Here is a 23,134-nt window from a genome sequence, read left to right on the forward strand (position 1 = left end):
CCCGGTGGGCGGCGCTACTCCGCCGCCCCCAGGGCCTGACGCTCCTCCTGCCGGGTCTTGATCAGCGACACCAGCACGCCGCCGGCGATCAGGCCCAGCGTGACGCCCAGCGAGATCAGCGGGTCCGGCTTGCCGAAGAACTGGGTGTAGAAGATCTTCGAGCCGATGAAGACCAGCACCAGCGCCAGCGCGTACTTCAGATAACGGAACCGGTGGACCATCGCGGCGAGCGCGAAATAGAGCGCGCGCAGGCCGAGGATGGCGAAGATGTTGCTGGTATAGACCAGGTACGGGTCGGTCGTGATGGCGAAGATCGCCGGGACGCTGTCCACCGCGAAGACCAGGTCCGCCAGCTCGATCATCACCAGGGCGAGGAACAGCGGGGTGGCGAACAGGGCCGCCTTGCCGTCGGCGCCCGGCTGGCGGACGAAGAAGGCATGGCCGTGGAAGCTGTCGGTCACCCGCAGGTGCCGCTTCAGGAAGCCCAGGACCGGGTTGTGCGCGATGTCCGGCCCATGGTCGGCGGAGCTGAACAGCATCTTCACGCCGGTCAGCAGCAGGAAGGCGCCGAACAGATAGAGGACCCAGTGGAACTCAGACACCAGGGCGGCACCGGCGCCGATCATCAGGCCGCGCAGGACGACCACGCCCAGGATGCCCCAGAACAGCACCCGGTGCTGCAGCTCCCGCGGAACGGCGAAATAGCCGAAGATGAGCGATATGACGAAAACATTGTCGAGCGACAGGCTCTTCTCGACGAAGAACCCGGTATAGTATTGCAACCCGGCCTCTTCGCCCATCGACCACCAGACCCAGCCGCCGAACAGCAGGGCGACCGCAATGTAGAAGGCCGAGAGCTTCAGGCTTTCCGCGACGCCGATCTCATGGTCGCGGCGGTTGAGGACACCGAGATCGAAGGCCAGCAGGGCCATGACGATCCCGATGAAGGCAAGCCAGATCCACAGCGGCTTGCCCATGACGTCCATCAGGACGGTGGCATAGAGCGAATCCATGGGGGATGTCCCACTTGGCAGAGGGCTGCGTCAGCCAATCAGTCAAGCGGTGTCCGACATCACGGCCGACGCCTCGGCCGCCAGAGGGGCCCGGAACCGAACGCCTCATAAGTGGTGCCGCGACGCCAACGGTCAAGATGGGTACCCCCCTGCGAGTCGCCAAAAAACCTGGTGTGTCCTGCCCGCCGCACTGTCCCGCCGATGCGGCGACGGCGCTCCCCTTGATGCATTCCCGCCACAGGTGGGGCGCGAACCGGGGCAATCGAAAACAACGTCCATTGCCACGGCCGCGTTGGCTCTTGTGCGACAGGGGGCGTTCTGCCAATAACTCGGAAAACCGGAAACCAACCGAGCCCAAGGAGTTTTGCATGAATCAGGCTGAGCTCATCGACACCGTCGCCACCACCGCCGGCATCAAGAAGGCCGACGCGGCGAAGGTCGTACAGGCGGTGTTCGAGGGGATCTCCGGCGCCCTGGGCCGTGGCGAGGACGTGCGTCTGGCCGGCTTCGGCATCTTCGAGGTCGCCGAGCGCGCCGCCCGCGAGGGTCGCAACCCGCGCACCGGCGAGGTCGTCAAGATCGCCGCATCCAAGGCGCCGAAGTTCAAGCCCGCCAAGCAGCTGCGCGACTCCGTCAACGGCTGACCCCTAACGGACCGGAGCGGAACGTCGCCATGAGCATCGAGTCCTCGGAACTTCAGTCACTGACGGCCAAGGTGGTCGCCGCCTTCGTCGGCAACAACACCATCTCCGTCGACGAACTGCCGACACTGATCAACAACGTGCAAAGCGCGTTCCGCAATCTGGGCGAGGAGAAGGCCGCCCCCATCAAGGTGGAGCTGGTCCCGGCCGTGCCGATCAAGAAGTCGGTGACGCCGGACTACATCATCTGCCTGGAGGACGGCAAGAAACTGAAGATGCTCAAGCGGCATCTGAAGACCGTCTACGACCTGTCTCCGGACGAATACCGCGCCAAGTGGGGCCTGCCGGCCGAATACCCGATGGTCGCGCCCAACTACGCCAAGGCCCGCTCCGAGATGGCCACCAAGCTCGGCCTTGGCCGCAAGCGCGTGATCGCCGACTGACGGATCCGATTACCGTCTTACGGTTCCGGAACAGGTTCGCTGCCGTACCACGGAAAGGGCGCATCCACACGGATGCGCCCTTTCGCGTGCCACAACCCATACGCCAGCGAATGTGCGACAACACGCCCCTATGCCTTTTGTGCAATGCGGCATATGCTGTTCGTCATACGCTCCTGGAGCGTTTCCTCCCTAGACTCCTCGGGTCGCGTCGATGGCGCGACCCTTTTCTTTTCTCGCGATCATCAGTCCGGCGGCAGCGAGGCATCTCCATCGCCGAGGGGGCGCTGCATGAGGATGCTGTCGACCCAGCGGCCGAACTTGAAACCCACCGCCTGCAGCACTCCGACCTGCCGGAAGCCGCAGCGCCCATGCAGAGCGATGGATCCCGAGTTGGCGCTGTCACCGATGACCGCGATCATCTGACGGAACCCGGCCGCGGTCGTCCGGTCGATCAGGGCCGTCAGCAGCGCGCGTCCGACGCCCTGCCCCACCAGGGCCGGATCGACATAGATCGAGTCCTCCACCGCGAAGCGATAGGCGCTGCGCAGCCGGTAGGGGCCGGCATAGGCGAAGCCGACGACCCGCCCGTCCAGTTCGGCCACCAGATACGGCAGGCCACGAGCCAGCACGTCCTCCCGGCGACGGACGAGTTCAGCGCGGTCGGGAGGCGTCTCCTCGAAGGACGCCAGACCGGTCAGCACATGATGGGCGTAGATGGCCCGAGCGGCCTCCATATCTTCCGGACGGCTGTCCCGCACCAGCATCTCGATGCTTCCCTTTCAGACCATGGCGAAGGATACGGTACACGCGCCTCGAAAGGGCTGCCAGCGGCCCCGTCCGTCGGGTCGCGCATGGGGGGCATCGCCCCCCGCCCGCCTATGACCATCGTCCGGGTGGCGGCCGGACGAGCCGGGCCCATCTAGGGATCGTACTCCTGGCTCTGCTGTTCCGCGCAGTCCGGGCTGCCGCCCGGCAAAATGGACGATGCGCTTCGGCCGGAAGCGGCAGCGCGGGCACCTGCGGAAAGGCGGGGGGCGGCTAGTCCCCCGACAAAGGTCTGTCGGCCTTTTCGCAACGGTGATAGTAAGAACTGCCGACCGCCTGCACGCCGCAGACGGCAGACCGGGCAGGATATACGCCGAAAAAACACTGCTGGCAGTCCGTTTACGGGCTTGATCCCCCTGGATCGACCGGTCAAATTATCATTGTCTGAAGGGCGTTTCCCGCAGGAACGACTGGAACCGCGCCCCGGATGACTGCGGCAACCTTAATCCCGACACAATAATCAAGCAGATGAAGGACATCGTTTCGGTGTCCGTCACGGGATCCTGCCGCCTTGGCCTGGCGTTCGAGAGGAGGCAAGAAGCGTGCTCAAGAAACTTCTGACCGGCGAGAATGCAAGCTTGACCCGATACGTCGAGGAGTCCAAGCGCTTCCCGATCCTCGCACCGGAAGCGGAGCGCACCCTGGCCGTCGCCTGGCGTGACAAGGGGGACGCCGGGGCGCTGGAGCGCCTGGTCGGCAGCCACCTCCGCCTCGTCATCAAGATCGCCCGCGGCTTCGGCGGATATGGCCTGCCGCTGGTCGATCTGGTGGCGGAAGGCAATGTGGGGCTGATGCAGGCCGCGCAGAAATTCGATCCCGACCGCGGCTTCCGCTTCGCCACTTACGCCACCTGGTGGATCCGCGCCGCCATCCAGGAATACATCCTGCACAGCTGGTCGCTGGTGAAGATGGGCACCACCGCCGCCCAGAAGAAGCTGTTCTTCAACCTGCGCCGCCTCAAGAGCCAGATGGAGGAACTGGAGCAGGGCGACCTCTCCCCCGAAACCGTCACCGCCATCGCCACCGAACTGGACGTGCCGGAGACCGAGGTGGTGGAGATGAACCGCCGCCTGTCCTCCAATGACAGCTCGCTCGACGCCACCCTGTCGGCCGACGGCGAGACCAACTGGCTGGAGTTGCTGGCCGATGAGCGCCCGACCCAGGACGCCATGCTGGCGGAGGCCGACGAGTTGGCCCTGCGCCGCCGGCTGGTCGGACAGGCGCTCGAACGGCTCGACGACCGCGAGCGCCGCATCCTGTTCGAGCGCCGCCTGAAGGACGATCCCTCGACGCTGGAGGCGCTCAGCCAGCAGTTCTCCGTCTCGCGGGAGCGGGTCCGGCAGATCGAAGTCCGCGCGTTCGAGAAGCTGCAGAAGGCCGTGCTCAGCGCGGCCCAGGCGCTCCGCCGTCCGACGGCGCACCACGCGACCGCCTGACACTGCTGCCGGGCCCGGGCGCCCGTCAGAGTGCCTCCATCCCTGTCCTGACTGGTCTCCGGCGGACGCTTTCAAAGCGCCGCCGGTTTTTTTCGTGCCGATTGATCGAAATCAATTGTGCGTCCAGAGGATCAACTGCGACAAAGTGGCCGCTTACCGGATTGAGTAGCTTGAGCATTATGTGCGCCACGGTAGCAGCGCTGGCCTTCGCCATATGACTTTTGTACGCTGCTCCCTTCGCTAGAGGAGAAAGCAGCTCCATGTTGAACGCCGCCCAAACCCAGTCGATCATCGACCGCATCACCTTCCTGCGCATCGACGAGACCACCAAGGCGGTCCTGCGCGAGTTCCAGCCTTATCTGGCGCAGCGGATCGATCAGATCCTGGAGGAGTTCTACAGCTATCTCCGCACCGTGCCGCAGGTCTCCCACCTGCTGGCCAGCCCCAGCACGGTGCAGCACGCCCGCGACATGCAGAAGCAGCACTGGCTGCGCAACGTCTTCACCGGCACCTTCGACGACTCCTACATGGCGCAGGTGCTGAAGATCGGCCAGGCGCACCAGCGAATCGGATTGGAACCGCGCTGGTACATGGGCGCCTACTGCTTCACCATGAACAAGCTGGTGGAGCTCGCCGCCCAGGTCTACCGCAAGAAGCCGGAACGGCTCGCCCAACTGCTGCAGGCGATCAACAAGGCGGTGTTCCTCGACATGGACCTGGCGACCTCGGTCTATGTCGACCTCAACACCGCGGCCATCATCTCGCGCGAACTGGGCAGCACCGCCGACAGCTTCGAGATGGAGGTGAAGGGGGTCGTGCAGGCCGTCGCGAGCGCCGCCCAGCAGTTGCAGGGCACCGCCCAGAACATGAGCCGCATGGCCGAGGAGACCAGCACACAGTCCACCGTCGTCGCCGCCGCCGCCGAAGAGGCCTCGGTCAACATCCAGACCGTGGCCGCCGCCGCCGAGGAGCTGACGGCCTCGATCGGCGAGATCAGCCATCAGGTCAGCCAGTCCGCCGCCATCGCCAGCGAGGCCATGTCGGAGGCGGAGCGCACCAACGCCACCGTCCAGGGTCTTGCCGATGCCGCCAGCCGCATCGGGCAGGTGGTCAAGCTGATCCACGACATCGCCAGCCAGACCAACCTGCTGGCCTTGAACGCAACGATCGAGGCGGCACGCGCAGGCGAAGCCGGCAAGGGCTTCGCCGTGGTGGCGTCGGAGGTCAAGAGTCTCGCCAACCAGACCGCCAAGGCGACCGAGGAGATCAACGCGCAGATCGGCGCCGTCCAGGGCGCGACCCAGGAGGCGGTGGGAGCGATCCGCTCGATCTCCGGCACCATCGCCCGCATCAACGATATCTCCACCTCCATCGCCAGCGCCATGGAGGAGCAGGGAGCCGCCACCACCGAAATCGCCCGCAATGTCCAGCAGGCGTCGATCGGCACCCGGGAGGTCAGCGAGACGATCGTGCAGGTCAACAGCTCCGCCGCCGAGGCCGGGAACGAGGCGCGCAACATGCTTGAAGCGACGACCGAGCTGAACCGCCAGTCGCAGACCCTGCGGGCGGAGGTCGACCGTTTCCTGGCACGGGTCCGGGCCGGCTGATCGCGAGGTTGCAGGACGGCCGAAAACGCCAAGGGGCGGGTCCTGCGGGCCCGCCCCTTCTGCTGTCCACGGTCACCGTCCACACCTCATGCAAGGGTGCAATCATCGTAAGCAGCCGCCGTGCGTCAAACCCAGCGCCGACCGCTGCCGATATCAGGTCCGCACCACCAGATCGCTGACCTTCACATCGGCAGCCCGCGCCGCCCGCCACACATCGTCCAGCGACCGCCAGTAGGAATGGCCACCAAGGCTGGCGAGCGATCCGCCCTTGATCACGACGAACAGACCGGTCCGTCCCAGATTCACCACTCGCATCATGCTCCGACCCTTCCTTGAATATTTAGGGAGAATTTTAGAAAAACAACTTTCCAATCCAAAAGGCGCATTTTCCTTGCGACATTCGATCAGACACTTATCAAGAAGCCTCTATACTGTCAATCAACGAAGCGGGCAGAGGACACCTTATTCTCTGACAGGCGGTGTGAATATTTGAATATCTCTGTTCGCATACGGTCGAATTCACGGTGTTCCATTCGTTTGCCAACCGATCGCGGCGGTGGGGAACGGCTGCCATCCGGTATCGTTGACTTGCTGGGCAGTGACCGGGCGGAGGACGCCGGAATGGCGGGCGTGGCAGCGAACAGGCAGATTGACCATATCGACACGCCGGCGGGCGGCAGTCTCGACCGCGGCACCATCGTTCTGCCGGTGACGATCCGGACGGCCTCGGCCGATGATCTGCCGCGTCTGGAATGGTTCGGCCTGCACACGCCGCATCGCGGGATCATCGCCCACGCCTATGGTATGCAGCAAAGCGGGGCCGGTGCCATGCTGGTGGCGGAGGTGAGCGGCTTCCCGGCCGGACAGGTCTGTGTCGACTTCGCGCGCAAGCGGCATCAGGGGCGCGCCACGCTGTGGGCCTTGCGGGTGTTCGAACCGTTTCGCGGCCAGGGCCTCGGGGCGCGGCTGGTCACTGCAGCCGAGCGGGTGGCGGTCGCCCGTGGCTTCCGCCACACGGAACTGGGCGTCGACCGCGACAACGGCCGGGTGCTGCCCTTCTACGAGCGGCTCGGCTATGAGGCCTGCGGGACGGAAAGCGGGCAATACAGCTATCGCACCCCGGACGGCGTCCTGGTGCGCGTGCCGATCGACCAGTGGCTGCTGCACAAGATGCTCGGCACCGCCCCGTCCCGCCTGGCTGCGGAATGAGCGCTATTCGGCCGCCAGCGCCACGATGCGGGCCGGGCGGCGACGCGGCAGCCGGATGCAGGCGGAATCGAGGATCGCCGACAGTTCCCGCATGGCGTCGGTGGCCATGCAGAGCGCCAGCGTCGGCAGCCAGCGGTCGAGGATCTGCGCCGCCGTGTCCGCCTCCCCCGCCTGCATGGCAGCCAGGGCGTCGAGCAAGGCAGCCTCGTCCGCACTGACCTTGGCGCAGGTCGGGCAGCGGACCTCGGGCCGGAGCGCGCTCGTCACGGCAAAGGTGCCGAGCAGGGCGAACAGGGGCAGGAGTGCCGTGTTCGGTACGCCGGCCACGTTCAGCCCGGTCCGCATCGCGGCCATCGCCCCCGCGGTTCCGGCGCGGAACCACTGGCGCACCCCGGTCAGCATCGCACGCTCGGCCGTCGTCAGGTCCATCACCGTCCAGGGCGAAGGGCGCCCCTCTCCCACCGTGCTGCACATGCTGAACGCTCCTTGGTTGGCAACGGCGGCATCCTAGCGCCGTCCGTTCCGATTTGCGAGTCATTCTCATTCGCGTAGCGAGCCCTGTGACAAAATGCGTCCGCTCCGACACCGCGCCGGGCCGGAAAGTTCGCGTTAACCCACTGGCCGAATGCTGGCCCTATTCCCACCCACGGGGTCTGGACGGGCGATGCGGACTATTCGGCTCCTCACTCTCAAGAACTTGAAGCTCGGGCGTCTCGCCGCGGTGCTGGCGGCTGCCCTGGTCTTCGCCAGCATGCCCGCGACGGCCCAGATCACCCTGCGGCCGGCCTATGGCGAGAACACCCTCCTGGGGCCGCTCAAGGCTCATGGAGCGGTGATCTGGAACCACGGCCGCTCGGTCGACAGCGAGGACTCCGAAGCGCCGACGCCGCTCTACATGCGGACTTTCCGGGAGGCCGGGTGGGACGTCTTCCGGGTCGACCGCATGCGGGCGAGCGACACGCTGCCCAACAGCTCGCGGGCGCTGGCCGGCTACAGCGACAGCCTGAAGACCAGGGGGTACCGGCAGGTCGTTCTGACCGGGCAGTCCTTCGGGGCCTTCATCTCGCTGATGGCGGCCGGCCAGACCGATCGGGTGGATGCCGTCGTCGGCACCGCCCCCGCCGCCTACGGCAACTTCACCGAAGCCTACGACAGCTACCGGGAGAACGCCGGGCAGCTCTGGCCGATCCTGCGCAACGTCCGCAGCGCCCGGGTCATGCTGTTCTTCTTCCACGGCGACGACTTCGATCCGGGCGGGCGGGGGGAGCCGGCGCGCGGCATCCTCGCCGCCCGCGGGCTCGACCATCTCGTGGTCGACCAGCCGGCCCAGCTCGTCGGCCATGGCGCGGCCAACACCGGCCTGTTCGTCCGCCGCTTCGCCGGCTGCATCGTCCGCTTCGCCGAGGCGCCGCCGCGCGCCGGCGATCCGCCCTGCGACGAGAGCTGGGGCCGCACGCCGAGCAACGAGCTGCTGCAGGCCGCCCTTCCCGGCAGCGCCTCGGCCGGCGGGTCGCAGGCGACCTCCATGATCCGCCCCTTCGTCGGGCTGTGGTACGGCACCTACATCAACGGCCGCGAGGTCGCGCTGGCGGTGGACGGTACGGACGGCGACAGCATCACCGCCGACTATGTCCTCGGCCCCGGCGTCGACCCTGAGCAGAAGTTCGAGCGGGTCCGCCGCAAGGGCCGCATCGAGAACGGCGAGCTGGTCTTCGACGAGAACGGCCGCAACGTCCTGCGCTACCGCCTGCGGCCGGACGGCCGGATGACGGCCACCTGGCTGGACAAGGGCGGCAAGGGCCGGCTGGATACCGTCCTGCGCCTGGTCAACTGACCCGGGCGCACAGCAAAACGGCCTTGCGTCCGGGTCGGGACGCAAGGCCGCAGCCTTGAGGGATCTAGCGGCGGATCAGGCGCCGGCGGTGGCCAGCCGGAGGGCGAGGCCGCGGGCCTGCATCAGTTCGGCGCAGCGCTCGATCAGCCGGTCCCCGGCATAGACCGCCCAGCCGCTCTGGAACCCCGACTGCTCGTACTGCAGGTCCACCCGCCGGCCGGCCAGCTCGACGGCGTAGTGATGGGCGTTTTCTTTCGTCCAGGTCGGCTTCTGAGACATGATATCACCGGATTGGCATTCGATCTTTCCGAAGAATGCCCTGGGCCGGTTAACCGCTGGTTAAGCGGACGGTCGCGGACCGGTCGCGAAAAAGAGAGGGCCCGGGTCAGCGCTGGCTCTGCCATTCCTCGCGCAGGATGGCGTAGAGCACATGGTCCCGCCACACCCCGTCGATGCGCAGATAGCCCCGCGCATAGCCTTCGTGGGTGAAGCCGACCTTTTCCAGCAGGCCGCGGCTCGGCTCGTTGGTCGGCAGGCAGGCGGCCTCCACCCGATGCAGGCCGAGCTGGCCGAAGGCGAACTCCAGCACCAGCCGCGTCGCGCCGGAGATGAAGCCGCGCCGGGCATGGGGCTGCCCGACCCAGTAGCCGAGCGTCCCCATCTGGGCCACGCCGCGCCGGACGTTGGTCAGGCCGAGGCCGCCGACCAGCGCGTCGGTCTCCCGCTCGAAGACGAGGAAGCTGTAGCCGAGATCGTCCCGCCATTCCTGGGCCTGCCGCCGCAGCCGGCGGCCGAAGGCCGTCCGGGTCAGGGCATCGGCCGGCCAGGTCGGCTCCCACGGCGTCAGGAAGCCGCGCGACACCGACCGCAGGTCCGCCCATTCCCGCCAGTCGCGCGGGAGCGGCGGGCGGATATAGCAGGTGGGACCGTCCAGTCGGACGGCCGGCGGACCGATCAGGCCACTGCCCAGCAGACGGATCATCGGCAACCGGCCTCAGGACAGACGTGCGGCAATGCGGTCATAATCCTCCAGCCGCCCGACGGGGCCGATGGCGGCGACGGTCGGCCGGCTGGCCCGCAGCCGCTCGGCGGCGGCGACGACGGCGGCGCGGTCGACGGCGTCGATCTTGCGCACGATCTCCTCGACGGGAACCGGACGATCGTAGATCAGCAACTGCTGGCCGAGCTGCTCGCAGCGGGACATGCTGCTTTCCAGCGACATCAGCGTCCCGGCCTTGAGCTGGGCGCGGGCACGGGCGACCTCCTCCTCCGTCACGGTCGCGCCGACCTTGACGATCTCGTCGCAGACCACCGGCAACAGCTCCGTCGCCTCCTCCTCGCCGGTGCCGGCATAGACGCCGAACAGGCCGCCGTCGCCATAGCCGCCGGTGAAGGTGTAGATGGAGTAGACGAGCCCGCGCTTCTCCCGCACCTCCTGGAAGAGGCGGGAGGACATGCCGCCGCCCAGCAGGGTGGACAGGACGGAGTGGGCGTAGAAGTCCGGGTCATGGACCCCGACCCCGTCGAAGCCGAGCACGAGGTGAAGCTGCTCCAGGTCCCGGATCTCGCGATAGTCGCCGCCGGCATAGCGCGCCGGCTCCACCGGCCCGGCCGGGCGGTCGGACAGGCCTGAGAAGGCCTTCTCCGCAAGCTCCACCATCCGGTCGTGCTCGATCCGGCCGGCCGCCGCCAGCACCAGGCTGGGACCGCCGTAATTGCCGTGGATGTAGTCGATCAGCGCCGAGCGCGGCAGCGCCCCGACGATCTCCGCCGATCCGAGCACCGGCCGCCCGATGGCCTGGTTCGGATAGGCGGTGGCCTGGAAATGGTCGAAGATGATGTCGTCGGGGGTGTCGACCGACTGGCCGATCTCCTGCAGGACGACGGCGCGCTCGCGCCCCAGCTCCTCCTCGTCCAGCGCCGAGTTCTGCAGCATGTCGGCGATCAGGTCGACCGCCAGCGCCGTATCCTCGTGCAGGACCTTGGCGTAATAGGCGGTCTGCTCCCGCGTCGTGTAGGCGTTGAGCTGGCCGCCGACATTCTCGATCTCCTCGGAGATGCGGAAGGCGCTGCGCCGCTCGGTCCCCTTGAAGAGCATATGCTCGACGAGATGGGCGACGCCGTTGACCTCCGCCGTCTCGTTCCGGGTCCCGACGCCCACCCAACAGCCGAGCGAAACCGACTGCACGTCCGGCATGCTGTCGGTGGCGACGCGCAGGCCGTTCGGCAGCGTGGTCACACGCACGGAACTCATGCCGCCTCCCGGGCGGCACGGGCACGGGCGGCGACGAACTCCTGGACCGCGGCCAGATCGTTCGGCAGGTCGGACAGGCGCTCCTCCCGCTCGTAGAGGTCGGCGAGCCGCGGCGGCAGGGCCGGCCGGCGGCCGGTCGCCTTCTCCACCGCGTCGGGGAACTTGGCAGGGTGGGCGGTGGCCAGGACGACCATCGGGACCGTCGGGTCGGTGGCGATGCCGCGGGCCGACGCCACGCCGACCGCCGTGTGCGGGTCGAGCAGATAGCCGCTCTCCTCCCACACCGCCTTGACGGTGGCGAGCGTCGCGTCCTCGTCCACGCGGTTGCCGGCGAAGATCGCCAGCGCCCGGTCGAGCTGGGCCTGCGTCACCTCGAACCGGCCCTCCGCCCGGAAGCGGTTGAGCGCCGCGGTCACGGCGGCGCCGTCGCGGTCCAGCAGGTCGAACAGCAGCCGCTCGAAGTTGGAGGAGATCTGGATGTCCATGCTGGGGCTGATGGTCGGCACCACCGGCGCCGCGGTCATCGCCCCGCTGGCGAAGAAGCGCGCCAGGATGTCGTTGGAGTTGGAGCCCACCACCAGCGTCTCGATCGGCAGCCCCATGGCGCGGGCGCCATAGCCGGCATAGACGTTGCCGAAATTGCCGGTCGGCACGGTGAAGGCGACCTTGCGGTCCGGCGCGCCGAGCGCCACGGCGGCGACGAAGTAATAGACGATCTGGGCCATGATGCGGGCCCAGTTGATCGAGTTGACCGCCGACAGCCCCATCCGGTCACGGAAATCCGTGTCGTTGAACATCGCCTTCACGAGGTCCTGGCAATCGTCGAAGGTGCCGGCCAGCGCGATGTTGTGGACGTTGGAGGACAGCACGCTGGTCATCTGCCGGCGCTGCACTTCGGAGGTCCGGCCCTTCGGATGCAGGATGAAGATGTCGATGTTGGCGCGGTCGCGGCAGGCTTCGATGGCGGCGGAGCCGGTGTCGCCGGAGGTGGCGCCGACGATGGTCACGCGCTGCCCGCGCTTGGCCAGCACATGGTCGAACAGGCGGCCGAGAAGCTGCAGCGCCACGTCCTTGAAGGCGAGGGTCGGCCCCTGGAACAGTTCCAGCACCCAGTTGCGCTGGTCGAGCTGGACCAGCGGGGTCACGGCGGCATGGTCGAAGGTGGCGTAGGCGTCCTTGACGATGGCGCGGAACTCGTCCTCGGCGATGGCGCCGCCGAGGAAGGGCAGCATGACGCGGACGGCGACCTCGCTGTAGGGCAGCCCGCGCATGGCGCGGATGTCGTCCTCGGTGAAGCGCGGCCAGCTCTTCGGCACATAGAGCCCGCCGTCGCGGGCCAGACCGGCCAGAAGAACGTCTTCGAACCCAAGGACCGGGGCCGCGCCCCGCGTGCTGACGTACTGCACCACAGACACTCCGCGAGATTTAGGCGGTCATAGTTAGCGAGGACCCCCAATCCACGCAAGCCTTGCAGGGGCTTGCCGCTCCCGGCCCACGGGAGGGGACGGTATGCGCAGGCCGCCGGGCGACCGAACCGGCGGCCGAACCGGCGGACGTGGCGGAAGTGGCGGAAGTGGCGGGATCAGGCGCATTGTGCGGTGATCATCCGGCGCACAATTCGACAGATGCCGCCTTCTCCTTCCATTTCAACCGGTTGCCGCGATCGACCGTACACGGTCATTGTGCATCCCCGGCACAATGGCCGGACGGCCGCCCGCCGGATGCCGCCCCGAGGATAGCAGGCGCGCGGTACGGAGCAAGAACGCGGTCAAACGGCGAGGTAGCGCGTCTCCAGATGGCGGCGGAAGACCGCGCTGTCGAGCGGCCGGCCGGTGGCCTTGGTCAGCAGCTCGTCACCGGAGGCCGGCAGGCACCCCTGGCCGTGGACGGCGCTGCGCAGCCAGCCGACCAGCGGCGCGAAGTCGCCCCGGGCGAGCGCCGGACGGATGCCCGGTTCGGCGCGGCAGGCGGCGTCGAAGAGCTGGGCGGCGGTCATGGCCCCCAGGGTGTAGCTGGGGAAATAGCCCCAGCCGCCGCCCGGCCAGTGGATGTCCTGCAGGCAGCCGCGGCGGTCGTCGGGCGGCACCACCCCCAGAAGCTCCTTCATGCCGTCGTTCCAGGCGCCCGGCAGGTCGGCCAGCGCGAGGTCGCCGGCGATCATCGCCCGCTCCAGCCGGTAGCGCAGGATGACGTGGGCGGGATAGGTCACCTCGTCGGCGTCGACCCGGATGAAGCCGCGCTCCACCCGGCTGTAGAGGCGGCGGACATTGTCGGCCTCCCAGGCCGGGCCGCTGCCGCCGAAGGCCTCGCGGACCAGCGGGGCGAGGTAGGAGAGGAACTCGGCGGAGCGGCAGGCCTGCATCTCGATCAGCAGGGACTGGCTCTCATGGACCGCCATGCCGCGCGCCTGCCCCACCGGCTGGCGCAACCAGTCGCGCGGGCGCCCCTGCTCGTAGAGCGCATGGCCGGTCTCGTGCATCACCCCCATCAGGGCGGAGGTGAAGTCGGACTCGTCGTAGCGGGTGGTGATGCGCACGTCGTCGTTGGCGCCGCCGCAGAAGGGATGCAGCGAGACGTCGAGGCGCCCGCGCTCGAAGTCGAAGCCGGCCTGCCGCATCAGCCGCTCGCCGAGGGCGCGCTGGGTCTCGACCGGGAACGGCCCCTCGGGCCTCAGGGGCTGCGGCTGCGACGCCTGACGGTCGAGCACGCGGCCGATCAGATCGGGCAGGAAGCCGGCCAGCTCGTCGAACAGCCCGTCGATGCGGCTGGCCCGGGCGCCGGGATCATGCTCGTCCAGCAGGGCGTCGTAGGGCGAGATGCCCATGGCCGCCCCCTTGGCCTCCGCCCCTCGCGCACCAGCCGCAGCACCTCGGCCAGCGACGGCAGCAGCATGGCGAAGTCGCTCTCGGCCCGCGCCTTGCGCCACAGCATCTCGCAGGAGGTGATCGCCTTGCTGGTCGCCTCCACCAGTTCCACGGGCACGGCGGTGGCGTGGAGATGGCGGCTGCGCATCTCGCGCAGGTTGGCGCGCTGCCAGAGGTCGAGGGTGCCGTCGGCCTCCGCCTCGGCCAGCCAGTCGCCGACGCGCGGGTCGGTGATCAGCTCATGCGCCAGGACCGACAGGGTGGCGGTCTGCTCGCCCCGGCTGTCGTTGGAGCCGGCCGGCATCATGGTCTGGGTGTCCCAGCCGAGGATGCCCAGCGCGTCGCCGATCGCGGCGATGCGGGCGAAGCGCTTTTCGAGGTCCTGGTAAGCGGTCATACGGTTTGCCCGTCCTTGTGGTGGCCGTTCCTGCCGTCCGGCGCCGCGCCGGACCGCCGTTGCGAGAGGACGTAGACCGCGATCAGCGTGACCGCAAGGCCATACCAGGTCAGCGCATAGTGCAGGTGGTTGTTGGGCAGCTCGACCCGCGGCGCGATGCCGGCCGGCAGCCCGCCGGGGCTCTGGCCGGGCAGCGCCTCCACCACCAGCGGCGGCACGGCGGGCAGCCCGACGGCGGCCGCCATGGCGGGCGGATCGAGGCGGCGCCAGACGTCGGCGCCGGGGCTGTTGTCGGGCTGGAACAGGCCGGACGGCGGCGGCAGGCGGACGGTGCCGCGGATCGTCACCGGCCCGCTCCCCTGTCCCTGTGCACGGCTGACGGCGGCGCGGCGGTCCATCGGAACGAAGCCGCGGTTGACCAGCAGGACGGCGCCGTCGTCCCGCCGCAGCGGGGTCACCACCTCGTAACCGGCCTGCCCCTGGTGCGGGCGGGCGAGGAGGAGGAGTTCCTTGTCGTGCAGGAAGCGGCCGGAGACGGTGACCTGGCGGAACTCCCACTCCGCCGGGTCGTCGAGCGTCGCCGGCAGCGGGACGGGGGCCGCAGCCGCCCGCTGCTCCACCCGCTCGATCAGTTCCGCCTTCCAGCCCAGGCGATGGAGCTGCCAGGTGCCGAGCCCCAGCATGGTGAGGACGGCCGGAATGGTGATGAAGGTGGCGCGCAGGGTCGGGCGGAAGGAGGCCATGGCGGTCGGACGAAGGCCGCTCAGGCCTTCGGCCCCTCTTCGAGGTCGCTGCGGCGGTAACGGTACTGGAGCGCGACCACGTAGGCCTTGGCCGGCCGCAGCATGCCGAGCGTCAGGCCCAGCACGACGACGCTCCAGACGATCGTGTGAAGCCACAGCGGCCAGTTGACGGTCATCGACACCCAGAGTGCCACGGGCACCACCAGGAAGCCCAGGATGAAGATCAGGAACACGGCCGGCCCGTCGCCGCTGTCCTGCCGGGCGAGGTCCAGTCCGCAGACCGCGCAGCGGTCCGCCACGGTGAGGAAGCCGCGGAACAGCTTCCCCCGGCCGCAGCGCGGGCAAGCGCAGCGCAGGCCCGCGGTGAAGGGGGAAACACGAGGGTAATGGGTTTCGGTCAAACCATGTCCCCTGCTGCCTGTTCCGCGGCGGCCGCTCAGTGGCCGGGCGTGCCGCCCATGCCGCCCCACCAGTAGACGGACACGAACAGGAACAGCCACACCACGTCGACGAAGTGCCAGTACCAGGCCGCCGCCTCGAAGCCGAAATGGCTGCGCGGGGTGAAGTGGCCCTTCAGGGTGCGGATCCAGCAGACCGCCAGGAAGATGGTGCCGACCAGCACATGGAAGCCGTGGAAGCCGGTCGCCATGTAGAAGGTCGAGGGATAGATGCCGTCGGTGAACTTGAACTCGGCATGGGCGTACTCGTAGCCCTGGAAGAAGGTGAACATCGCGCCGAGCAGGACGGTGATGCCCAGCGCCTTGGCGGCCTGCCGGTTGTTGCCCTCGATGATCTCGTGGTGCGCCCAGGTGACGGTGACGCCCGACAGCAGCAGGATCAGCGTCATCATCAGCGGCATGTGGAACGGGTCGATCGTCGCGATCGAAGGCGGCGGCCAGACGCCGTCCGGGTTGGCCGGCGACACCTTGGGGAACAGCGAGGCGTCGAAGAAGGCCCAGAAGAAGGCGGCGAAGAACATCACCTCCGACGCGATGAACAGGGCCATGCCGTAGCGCAGGCCGATCTTCACCACCGGGGTGTGCGCCTTCTCCACCACCGCCTCGCGGATGATGTCGCGCCACCAGCCGAACATGACGCCGAGGACGGCGAGCAGGCCGAGGACCAGCAGGAAGGCTCCGCCGTCGTGCATGTAGACGACCATCCCGGTCGCCAGCAGGCCGCCGGCGAAGGCGCCGAGCAGCGGCCAGGGGCTGGGCCTCAGCAGATGGTAGGGATGCGGAATCCCCTCGACCGGCGCGTGGCCGGATGGCTCGTGATGCGCAAGGTTCCCGTGCGTGATGTCGGCCATCGTCTCTCAACCCCACATGTCGTTAGTTCGTCGCGGTCGTCTTCGGTGCCGCCTTTTGATCGTTCGCCTGCTGCGCCGCCTGCTGCTGCGCCAGGACGGCGTCGCTGTCCTTGGCGCGGAAGAAGGTGTAGGACAGGGTGATGGTGGTGACGTCCTCCATGTTCGGATCGTCGTTCATCGCCGGATCGACGAAGAAGGCGACCGGCATGTCCACCGACTGCCCCGGCTGCAGGACCTGCTCGGTAAAGCAGAAACACTGGATCTTGTTGAAGTACGCCCCCGCCTTGTCGGGCGTGACGTTGAAGACCGCCGTGCCGACGGTGGGGCGGGAGCCCCTGTTCTCCGCCTGGTAGGCGGCGAAGCCCATCTCGCCCAGCTTCAGCGTCACCTCCCTCTGCTCGGGCCGGAAGCCCCAGGAAAGGCCGCCGTTGACGTCGGCGTTGAAGCGGACCGTGACCTTGCGGTCGAGCACGCGGCCGGGCGCCGCCTCCGCCCGCTGGGTGGTGCCGCCGAAGCCGGTGACCCGGCAGAACAGCGAATAGAGCGGCACCGAGGCATAGGCCAGCCCGACCATCCCGGCCACGATCCCGAGGAGGGAGACGAGGACGATCCTGTTCCGGCGACGGGTCTGGTCGTTCATCCCGATGATCCCTCCCTGGACCGGGCGGCTCAGCCGCCGCTCATCCGCACGACGGTGATGCCGTAGAACAGCGCCACCAGGGCCAGCAGCGCGAAGAGCACCGCCAGGTTGCGGCCGCGCAGGCGGCGCAGCCGTTCGCGTTCGTTGTCGTCCATCGCCGTCATGCCCCACCTCCGCTGATCAGCCGCTCGCCGACCAGCAGGGCGAACAGCAGGAAGAGATACAGGATCGAGAAGCCGAACATCCGCTTGGCCGGGCGGTCGTCGGTGGCGCGCAGGACGCGCAGCGCACAGCCGACGAACATCAGCCCGAGCAGGGTGGAGCCGGCGAGATAGGCCGGGCCGGCGATCCCGACGAAGGCCGGGGCGGCCGCCACCGGCAGCAGCAGCAGCGTGTAGAGCAGCATCTGCCGCTTCGTCGCCTCCGGCCCCGCCACCACCGGCATCATCGGCACGCCGGCGCGGGTGTAGTCGCCGTTGCGGAACAGGGCGAGCGCCCAGAAATGCGGCGGCGTCCACAGGAAGATCAGCAAAAACAGCAGGATCGACGGCAGGTCGACCGAGCCGGTGACCGCCGCCCAGCCGATCATCGGCGGGAAGGCGCCGGCCGCCCCGCCGATCACGATGTTCTGCGGCGTGCGCCGCTTCAGCCACATCGTGTAGACGAAGACGTAGAAGCCGATGGTCAGCGCCAGCAGCGCCGCCGCCGTCCAGTTGACCGCCAGCCCCATCAACAGCGTGGAGGCGGCGGACAGCACGACGCCGAAGCCCAGCGCCTCCTCCGCGCCGACGCGGCCGGAGGGGATCGGCCGCTTCGCCGTGCGCGCCATCACCGCGTCGATGTCGCGGTCGTACCACATGTTGATCGCCCCCGACGCCCCGGCGCCCACCGCGATGCACAGCACGGCGACACCCGCGAGCAGCGGATGCAGGTGGCCCGGCGCCAGCACCAGGCCGGCGAGGCCGGTGAACACCACCAGCGACATGACCCGCGGCTTCAGCAGTTCCAGATAGTCGCCGACCGAAGCTCCCGGGACCCGGTCCAGTGTCAGGTCCGTCATCGTCGCTTCCCCTCCTCCTGTCGTCACGTCCGGTTCTCCGCCGCGGGCCGGGGTCGGGACGGACCCGGCCCGGCCGCGGCGGAGCGCCTTGTTACTTCACCCGCGGCAGAGTCTCAAAGGCGTGGAAGGGGGGCGGCGAGCTGACCGTCCATTCCAGCGTCCCGGCATGCGGGCCCCAGTAGGCCGCCTCCACCTTCTCGCCGCTGGTCAGCGTCCGCCAGGCGATCCAGACGAACAGCAGGGTGGAGGCGAAGGAGATGTAGGCGCCGAGGGAGGAAACCATGTTCCACCCGGCATAGGCGTCGGGATAGTCCGGGATGCGGCGCGGCATGCCCGACAGGCCGAGGAAATGCTGCGGGAAGAAGGCGAGGTTGACGCCGACGAAGGTCATCCAGAAATGGACCTTGCCCCAGAACTCCGGATACTGGCGCCCCGACATCTTGCCGATCCAGTAGTAGAAGCCGGCGAAGATCGAGAACACCGCCCCCAGCGACAGCACGTAGTGGAAGTGGGCGACGACGTAGTAGGTGTCGTGCAGGACGTTGTCGAGGCCGCCGTTGGCCAGCACCACGCCGGTCACGCCGCCGATGGTGAACAGGAAGATGAAGCCGATCGCCCAGAGCATCGGCACCTTGAACTCGATGGAGCCGCCCCACATGGTGGCGATCCAGGAGAAGATCTTGATGCCGGTCGGCACCGCGATGATCATCGTCGCCGCGGTGAAGTAGGCCTTGGTGTTCACGTCGAGGCCGACCGTGTACATGTGGTGCGCCCACACGACGAAGCCGACCACGCCGATGGCGACCATCGCGTAGGCCATGCCGAGATAGCCGAACACCGGCTTCTTCGAGAAGGTCGACACGATGTGGCTGATGATGCCGAAGGCCGGCAGGATCATGATGTAGACTTCGGGGTGGCCGAAGAACCAGAACAGGTGCTGGAACAGCAGCGGGTCGCCGCCGCCCTCCGGGTTGAAGAAGGTGGTGCCGAAGTTGCGGTCGGTCAGCAGCATGGTGATGGCGCCGCCCAGAACCGGCACCGCCAGAAGCAGCAGGAAGGCGGTCACCAGCATCGCCCAGACGAACAGCGGCATCTTGTGCAGCGTCATGCCGGGCGCGCGCATGTTGAAGATGGTGGTGATGAAGTTCACGGCCCCCAGGATCGAGGAGGCGCCGGCCAGGTGCAGGGCGAAGATCGCCATGTCGACCGACGGCCCGCTGTGGCCGAGCGGCGAGGAAAGCGGCGGGTAGATCGTCCAGCCCGTGCCGGCGCCGGTGCCGACGAAGGCCGAGCCCAGCAGCAGCAGGAAGGCCGGCACGATCAGCCAGAAGCTGATGTTGTTCATGCGCGGGAAGGCCATGTCGGGCGCCCCGATCATCAGCGGCACGAACCAGTTGCCGAAGCCGCCGATCAGCGCCGGCATGACCACGAAGAACACCATGATCAGGCCGTGGGCGGTGATCAGCACGTTCCACATCTGCCCGTCGCCGACGAACTGCAGGCCGGGGCTCTGCAGCTCCGCCCGCATGATCACCGAGAACAGGCCGCCGATCAGCCCGGCGACGACCGAGAAGATCAGGTAGAGCGTGCCGATGTCCTTGTGGTTGGTCGAATAGAACCAGCGCTGCACGAATCCCGGCACGTGATGGTCATGCCCGTGATCGTGCCCGTGGGCCTGCCCCGGAGTGGCGTTTGCCATGTCTCTAACCCTCTTTTTTCCGGCCCTTCGCTGCCCGACCCGTTGTCCGGGTTCCCCTGGCGCGGCGGGTTTCGTTTTTCCGTCCGTCGCTTTGAAGGCGCTCCCTGCCCCGGCGCCGCGGTCAGCGGCGCGCCGGCGATGCGGCCGAAGCCAGTTCCGCCACGTCGCGCGGGGTGGCCGGCGGCGCCATCGCCGTCTTGTTCCTGGCGACCCAGGCGTCGAACGCCTCCCGCGAGACCACCTCCACCGCGATCGGCATGAAGGCGTGGTTCGTGCCGCAGATTTCCGAGCACTGGCCGTAATAGACGCCCTCGCGCTCCGCCTTGAACCAGGTCTCGTTGATGCGGCCGGGCACGCCGTCCTTCTTCACGCCGAAGGAGGGGATCGCCCAGGAGTGGATCACGTCGCCCGCGGTGACCAGGATCCGGACGGTCGCGTTCACCGGGATGACGACGCGGTTGTCGACCTCCAGCAGGCGGCGCTGGCCGGGTTTCAGGTCCGCGTCCTGGATCATGTAGCTGGAAAAGGCGATGTTGCCATGGTCGGGATACTCGTAATCCCAGTACCACTGGCGGCCGGTGACCTTGATCGTCAGGTCGGCCTGGGGCACCCGCTCCGCCGCGTAGAGCAGCTTGAAGGACGGCACCGCGACGACGATCAGGATGACCACCGGCAGGACGGTCCAGGCCACCTCGAGCAGCGTGTTGTGCGAGGTGCGGGAGGGAACCGGATTGGCCCTGGCGTTGAAGCGCATGGCCACGATCACCAGCAGCGCCAGCACCAGCAGGACGATGCCGACGATGATCACGGTCAGCAGGTCGTGGAAGGAATCCATCAGGTGCTTGACCGGTGAAGCGGCCGGCTGAAACCCCATCTCCCAGGGGCGGGGCTCGTTCGCCGCGGCGGTGCCGCACAGACCGGTCAGTGAAGCGATGGCCGCCAGACCGGCGGCGTAAGAAGTCAGCCTCTTCATCCCCACCCCTTCATTTTTGCCGCGACATTGGCTTCGGGGCCGCGGTCGTCTCTTTTCACCGATCCCGCATCGGCGCATAATCATTCGTGTCGTTATGGTCTCGATACGAGACGATCAGCCTCCGCAGCGAAATCCGGCCCTTGGAGTTCTCCGCCTTTGCACGGTTCGCGCCATTTCAGGTGCGACATTTTCCCGCGGCCGGAGATTATCCCTTCACCACACTCGGATACAAGCCTTTCCTCTCCCCCGCCCACGCCCGATCCGGGCACCTTGGGCAGAGCCGTTCGGACGCCGATTTGTTCGCCCCTTCAGCGAATAAAGGTTGAGCCTTTCAAAGGGTTGATCCATGCGACAGCTTGTCGCAGTCCGTTCGCTGAGGAAACTATCAGTTACGCATATGACCATTGCCGCAAAGCCAAGCCTGCGGTGTCGGCCTGCGACGGGAACGGCCGGCGGGGCGATCCGGATCATGCGGCCGCGCCGGATCGGCAGGGACAGGACGAAGGCGGCCCCGCTCCTCCCCCGGAGGGCGCCGGGGACGGCCGAATCGGGAGAGGCGGGAGACGGCCTCAGTGGTCGCTGGTCAGGACCTTGCGGATCCGCCGGACGCCGGACCAGACGAAGGCGATGACGATGGGGATCATCAGCCCGACGATCAGGTCGGGATCCGCCTTCAGGCCGAGCCCCTTCAAGCCCTTGGCGGCATAGCCGACGATCCCGACGAGGTAATAGCTGATCGCCACCACCGACAGCCCCTCCACCGTCTCCTGCAGGCGGAGCTGGAGCTGGGCGCGGCGGTCCATCGACTGCAGAAGCTCGGCGTTCTGGCCTTCGACGGCGATCTCGACCCGCGTGCGCAGCAGGTTGCTGGAGCGCGCCACCCGCTGCGACAGGGAGCTCAGCCGCATCTCCACCGCCTCGCAGGTGCGAATCGCCGGGGTCAGGCGGCGGTCCATGAACTCGCGCACCGTCTGCAGCCCTTCGATCCGGATCTCGCGCAGCTCCTCGATGCGCTTCTCCACCAGCTCGTGATAGGCGCGGGCGGCGCCGAAGCGGTAGGCGGTCTCGGCGGCGATCTGCTCGGTCTGGGCGGCCAGCAGGGTCAGCCGGTCGAGCAGGTCGCGCTCGTCCTGCAGGCCGCGCAGCGTGGCGATGCGGGTGGTGACGTCGGCCAGCCCGGCCTCGATCGGGCCGATGCGGGGCAGCACGCCGCGCGCCATCGGCAGGGCCAGCAGGGCCATGACCCGGTAGGTCTCGATCTCCAGCAGCCGCTGCACGATCCGCCCGGTCTGGTTGGGCGTCATCGAGTGGTCGGCGATCAGGATGCGCGAGAAGCCGTCGCCATGGATGCGGAAGTCGGTCCAGGCGGTGGCGGCCCGCCCGGCGAGGCGGGAGCCGACATAGGTCTCCGACCCGAACATGGCGGCCATCATGTTGGACGACGGTTCCGGCGAATCGGCGGCCAGCACCGCCACATGGACGCCGACCATCAGTTCGCCCGGCAGGCCGGACAGCCATTCGCGCGGCACGGCGTTCAGCGCCGGCTCGACGAAGGGGTCGACCAGCGTCCCGGCCGGCATGGCGCTGGGCCGGAAGACGGTCCAGGTCGAGAATTCGGTATGGCGCTCCCACTTCAGGCGGAAGCTGCCGAAGGAGCCGCTGTAGTGGGTGGCGCCCTGGGCCGGCCGCGGAACGCCGGCCCAGTCGCACAGCGCCTCCAGATGGCGGCGGTCGGCGCCGCCCGCCCCCTCGCCCGACAGCATGGCCAGCATGGTCGCCCGCACCGGCGAGACGATCTGCTCCGGCGGGCGGGCGTGCACCTCGTTGGTCAGGGTCAGGCGCAGCGCATGGTCGGTCAGGCCGCGCCGCGTGGCGCCGGGGCTTGCCGCGGCGAGGTCCGCGGCCCCGTCGCCGCGCGCCCCTCCCCCGGTGACGATGCCTCCGGTCGTGCCGATGTCGCCTGCCCCGATTCCACCCATGCAGCCCCCCGCCGCCAAAGTGCCGTTGCCCCCCGTGTGGCTTTCCCATGGACAGCAAGCCTTGCCGGATGGCGGCGCCGTCGCCACACTATTATTCGCCTTCAGTTAGACCACATCATCCCGGTCCGCGCGAGGACGCGCTTGGGCCGGCGCCCTGATACGATCGGCCGAGACAGGTTCGGCCGGGACACGATCGAACGAGCCGTAC

24 protein-coding genes and 1 pseudogene are annotated in these 23,134 nt (G+C 68.2%); 6 read left to right on the forward strand and 19 right to left on the reverse strand.

Annotated features, from left to right (window positions below):
* Window positions 1-14 precede the first annotated feature (14 nt).
* Complete coding sequence (locus tag DEW08_RS04855; protein WP_109324915.1) at window positions 15-1,013, reverse strand: TerC family protein; 999 nt, start codon at window positions 1,011-1,013, stop codon at window positions 15-17.
* 368 nt (window positions 1,014-1,381) lie between these two features.
* Here DEW08_RS04855 and DEW08_RS04860 point away from each other — a divergent pair, with 368 nt between their 5' ends.
* Window positions 1,382-1,657, forward strand: a complete 276-nt coding sequence (locus tag DEW08_RS04860; RefSeq protein ID WP_109324916.1) for an HU family DNA-binding protein — start codon at window positions 1,382-1,384, stop codon at window positions 1,655-1,657.
* Between the two features lie 29 nt (window positions 1,658-1,686).
* Window positions 1,687-2,097 (forward strand): Ros/MucR family transcriptional regulator, encoded by a 411-nt coding sequence (locus DEW08_RS04865; protein ID WP_109324917.1) that lies wholly within the window; start codon window positions 1,687-1,689, stop codon window positions 2,095-2,097.
* Window positions 2,098-2,339: 242 nt separating this feature from the next.
* Here DEW08_RS04865 and DEW08_RS04870 read toward each other — a convergent pair whose 3' ends face one another.
* A complete protein-coding gene (locus tag DEW08_RS04870) occupies window positions 2,340-2,861 on the reverse strand; it encodes a GNAT family N-acetyltransferase (RefSeq protein ID WP_109324918.1) in 522 nt (173 codons plus the stop codon).
* A 603-nt stretch (window positions 2,862-3,464) separates the two neighbouring features.
* On the opposite strand from DEW08_RS04870, the gene rpoH reads away from it, so the two are divergent.
* Window positions 3,465-4,358, forward strand: a complete 894-nt coding sequence (gene rpoH, locus DEW08_RS04875) for an RNA polymerase sigma factor RpoH (protein ID WP_109324919.1) — start codon at window positions 3,465-3,467, stop codon at window positions 4,356-4,358.
* Window positions 4,359-4,383: 25 nt separating this feature from the next.
* Here the strand turns inward: rpoH and DEW08_RS30605 are convergent, their stop codons facing one another.
* Window positions 4,384-4,650, reverse strand: a complete 267-nt coding sequence (locus tag DEW08_RS30605; RefSeq protein ID WP_146214633.1) for a hypothetical protein — start codon at window positions 4,648-4,650, stop codon at window positions 4,384-4,386.
* Here DEW08_RS30605 and DEW08_RS04880 point away from each other — a divergent pair.
* The gene (locus DEW08_RS04880) at window positions 4,619-5,965 is read left to right on the forward strand and encodes a globin-coupled sensor protein (RefSeq protein WP_109324921.1); all 1,347 of its coding nucleotides are present in this window, start codon (window positions 4,619-4,621) and stop codon (window positions 5,963-5,965) included. The genes DEW08_RS30605 and DEW08_RS04880 overlap by 32 nt on opposite strands.
* Before the next feature lie 153 nt (window positions 5,966-6,118).
* Here DEW08_RS04880 and DEW08_RS31035 read toward each other — a convergent pair whose 3' ends face one another.
* Window positions 6,119-6,283, reverse strand: coding sequence for a hypothetical protein (locus tag DEW08_RS31035; protein WP_168220267.1), 165 nt, complete (start codon window positions 6,281-6,283; stop codon window positions 6,119-6,121).
* A 303-nt stretch (window positions 6,284-6,586) separates the two neighbouring features.
* On the opposite strand from DEW08_RS31035, the gene DEW08_RS04885 reads away from it, so the two are divergent.
* Window positions 6,587-7,174 carry a GNAT family N-acetyltransferase gene (locus DEW08_RS04885; RefSeq protein ID WP_109324922.1) on the forward strand — a complete coding sequence of 196 codons (588 nt, stop codon included), beginning with the start codon at window positions 6,587-6,589 and terminating at the stop codon, window positions 7,172-7,174.
* Between the two features lie 3 nt (window positions 7,175-7,177).
* On the opposite strand, the gene DEW08_RS04890 is transcribed toward DEW08_RS04885, so the two are convergent.
* Window positions 7,178-7,648: a hypothetical protein gene (locus DEW08_RS04890; protein ID WP_109324923.1), complete on the reverse strand. Its 471-nt coding sequence runs from the start codon at window positions 7,646-7,648 to the stop codon at window positions 7,178-7,180.
* Between the two features lie 223 nt (window positions 7,649-7,871).
* Here DEW08_RS04890 and DEW08_RS04895 point away from each other — a divergent pair, with 223 nt between their 5' ends.
* Complete coding sequence (locus DEW08_RS04895; RefSeq protein WP_245985961.1) at window positions 7,872-9,008, forward strand: alpha/beta hydrolase family protein; 1,137 nt, start codon at window positions 7,872-7,874, stop codon at window positions 9,006-9,008.
* Window positions 9,009-9,083: 75 nt separating this feature from the next.
* On the opposite strand, the gene DEW08_RS04900 is transcribed toward DEW08_RS04895, so the two are convergent.
* The 14 genes and pseudogenes from DEW08_RS04900 to DEW08_RS04960 all read right to left on the reverse strand — a co-directional run bounded on the left by DEW08_RS04900 (window position 9,084) and on the right by DEW08_RS04960 (window position 22,926).
* Window positions 9,084-9,287, reverse strand: a complete 204-nt coding sequence (locus DEW08_RS04900; protein WP_109324925.1) for a hypothetical protein — start codon at window positions 9,285-9,287, stop codon at window positions 9,084-9,086.
* 106 nt (window positions 9,288-9,393) lie between these two features.
* Window positions 9,394-9,990, reverse strand: a complete 597-nt coding sequence (locus DEW08_RS04905) for a GNAT family N-acetyltransferase (protein WP_109324926.1) — start codon at window positions 9,988-9,990, stop codon at window positions 9,394-9,396.
* Window positions 9,991-10,002: 12 nt separating this feature from the next.
* Window positions 10,003-11,262 (reverse strand): M16 family metallopeptidase, encoded by a 1,260-nt coding sequence (locus DEW08_RS04910; RefSeq protein ID WP_109324927.1) that lies wholly within the window; start codon window positions 11,260-11,262, stop codon window positions 10,003-10,005.
* Window positions 11,259-12,668: a threonine synthase gene (thrC, locus tag DEW08_RS04915; protein WP_109325283.1), complete on the reverse strand. Its 1,410-nt coding sequence runs from the start codon at window positions 12,666-12,668 to the stop codon at window positions 11,259-11,261. Before thrC ends, DEW08_RS04910 begins: the two co-directional genes overlap by 4 nt.
* A gap of 362 nt (window positions 12,669-13,030) precedes the next feature.
* A pseudogene (locus tag DEW08_RS04920) lies at window positions 13,031-14,523 on the reverse strand (carboxypeptidase M32).
* Complete coding sequence (locus DEW08_RS04925) at window positions 14,520-15,266, reverse strand: SURF1 family protein (protein ID WP_109324929.1); 747 nt, start codon at window positions 15,264-15,266, stop codon at window positions 14,520-14,522. The pseudogene DEW08_RS04920 and the gene DEW08_RS04925 overlap by 4 nt, the downstream one beginning before the upstream one ends.
* A 20-nt stretch (window positions 15,267-15,286) precedes the next feature.
* Window positions 15,287-15,667, reverse strand: a complete 381-nt coding sequence (locus DEW08_RS04930) for a DUF983 domain-containing protein (RefSeq protein WP_109324932.1) — start codon at window positions 15,665-15,667, stop codon at window positions 15,287-15,289.
* Between the two features lie 35 nt (window positions 15,668-15,702).
* On the reverse strand, window positions 15,703-16,575 hold the full coding sequence (locus DEW08_RS04935; protein ID WP_109324933.1) for a cytochrome c oxidase subunit 3: 873 nt from the start codon (window positions 16,573-16,575) through the stop codon (window positions 15,703-15,705).
* A 22-nt stretch (window positions 16,576-16,597) separates the two neighbouring features.
* Window positions 16,598-17,215, reverse strand: a complete 618-nt coding sequence (locus tag DEW08_RS04940; RefSeq protein WP_109324934.1) for a cytochrome c oxidase assembly protein — start codon at window positions 17,213-17,215, stop codon at window positions 16,598-16,600.
* 29 nt (window positions 17,216-17,244) lie between these two features.
* Window positions 17,245-17,379, reverse strand: a complete 135-nt coding sequence (locus tag DEW08_RS33095; protein WP_281262025.1) for a hypothetical protein — start codon at window positions 17,377-17,379, stop codon at window positions 17,245-17,247.
* The gene (gene cyoE / locus DEW08_RS04945; protein WP_109324937.1) at window positions 17,376-18,275 is read right to left on the reverse strand and encodes a heme o synthase; all 900 of its coding nucleotides are present in this window, start codon (window positions 18,273-18,275) and stop codon (window positions 17,376-17,378) included. The genes DEW08_RS33095 and cyoE overlap by 4 nt, the downstream gene beginning before the upstream one ends.
* A gap of 91 nt (window positions 18,276-18,366) precedes the next feature.
* Window positions 18,367-19,974: a cytochrome c oxidase subunit I gene (gene ctaD, locus DEW08_RS04950; protein ID WP_109324939.1), complete on the reverse strand. Its 1,608-nt coding sequence runs from the start codon at window positions 19,972-19,974 to the stop codon at window positions 18,367-18,369.
* A gap of 121 nt (window positions 19,975-20,095) precedes the next feature.
* On the reverse strand, window positions 20,096-20,947 hold the full coding sequence (coxB, locus tag DEW08_RS04955) for a cytochrome c oxidase subunit II (RefSeq protein ID WP_109324941.1): 852 nt from the start codon (window positions 20,945-20,947) through the stop codon (window positions 20,096-20,098).
* A gap of 569 nt (window positions 20,948-21,516) precedes the next feature.
* Window positions 21,517-22,926, reverse strand: a complete 1,410-nt coding sequence (locus DEW08_RS04960) for a DUF3422 family protein (RefSeq protein ID WP_109324942.1) — start codon at window positions 22,924-22,926, stop codon at window positions 21,517-21,519.
* Window positions 22,927-23,134: the final 208 nt, after the last annotated feature.

The sequence above is a fragment of the Azospirillum thermophilum genome (assembly GCF_003130795.1).
GTDB classification, from domain to species: Bacteria; Pseudomonadota; Alphaproteobacteria; order Azospirillales; family Azospirillaceae; genus Azospirillum; species Azospirillum thermophilum.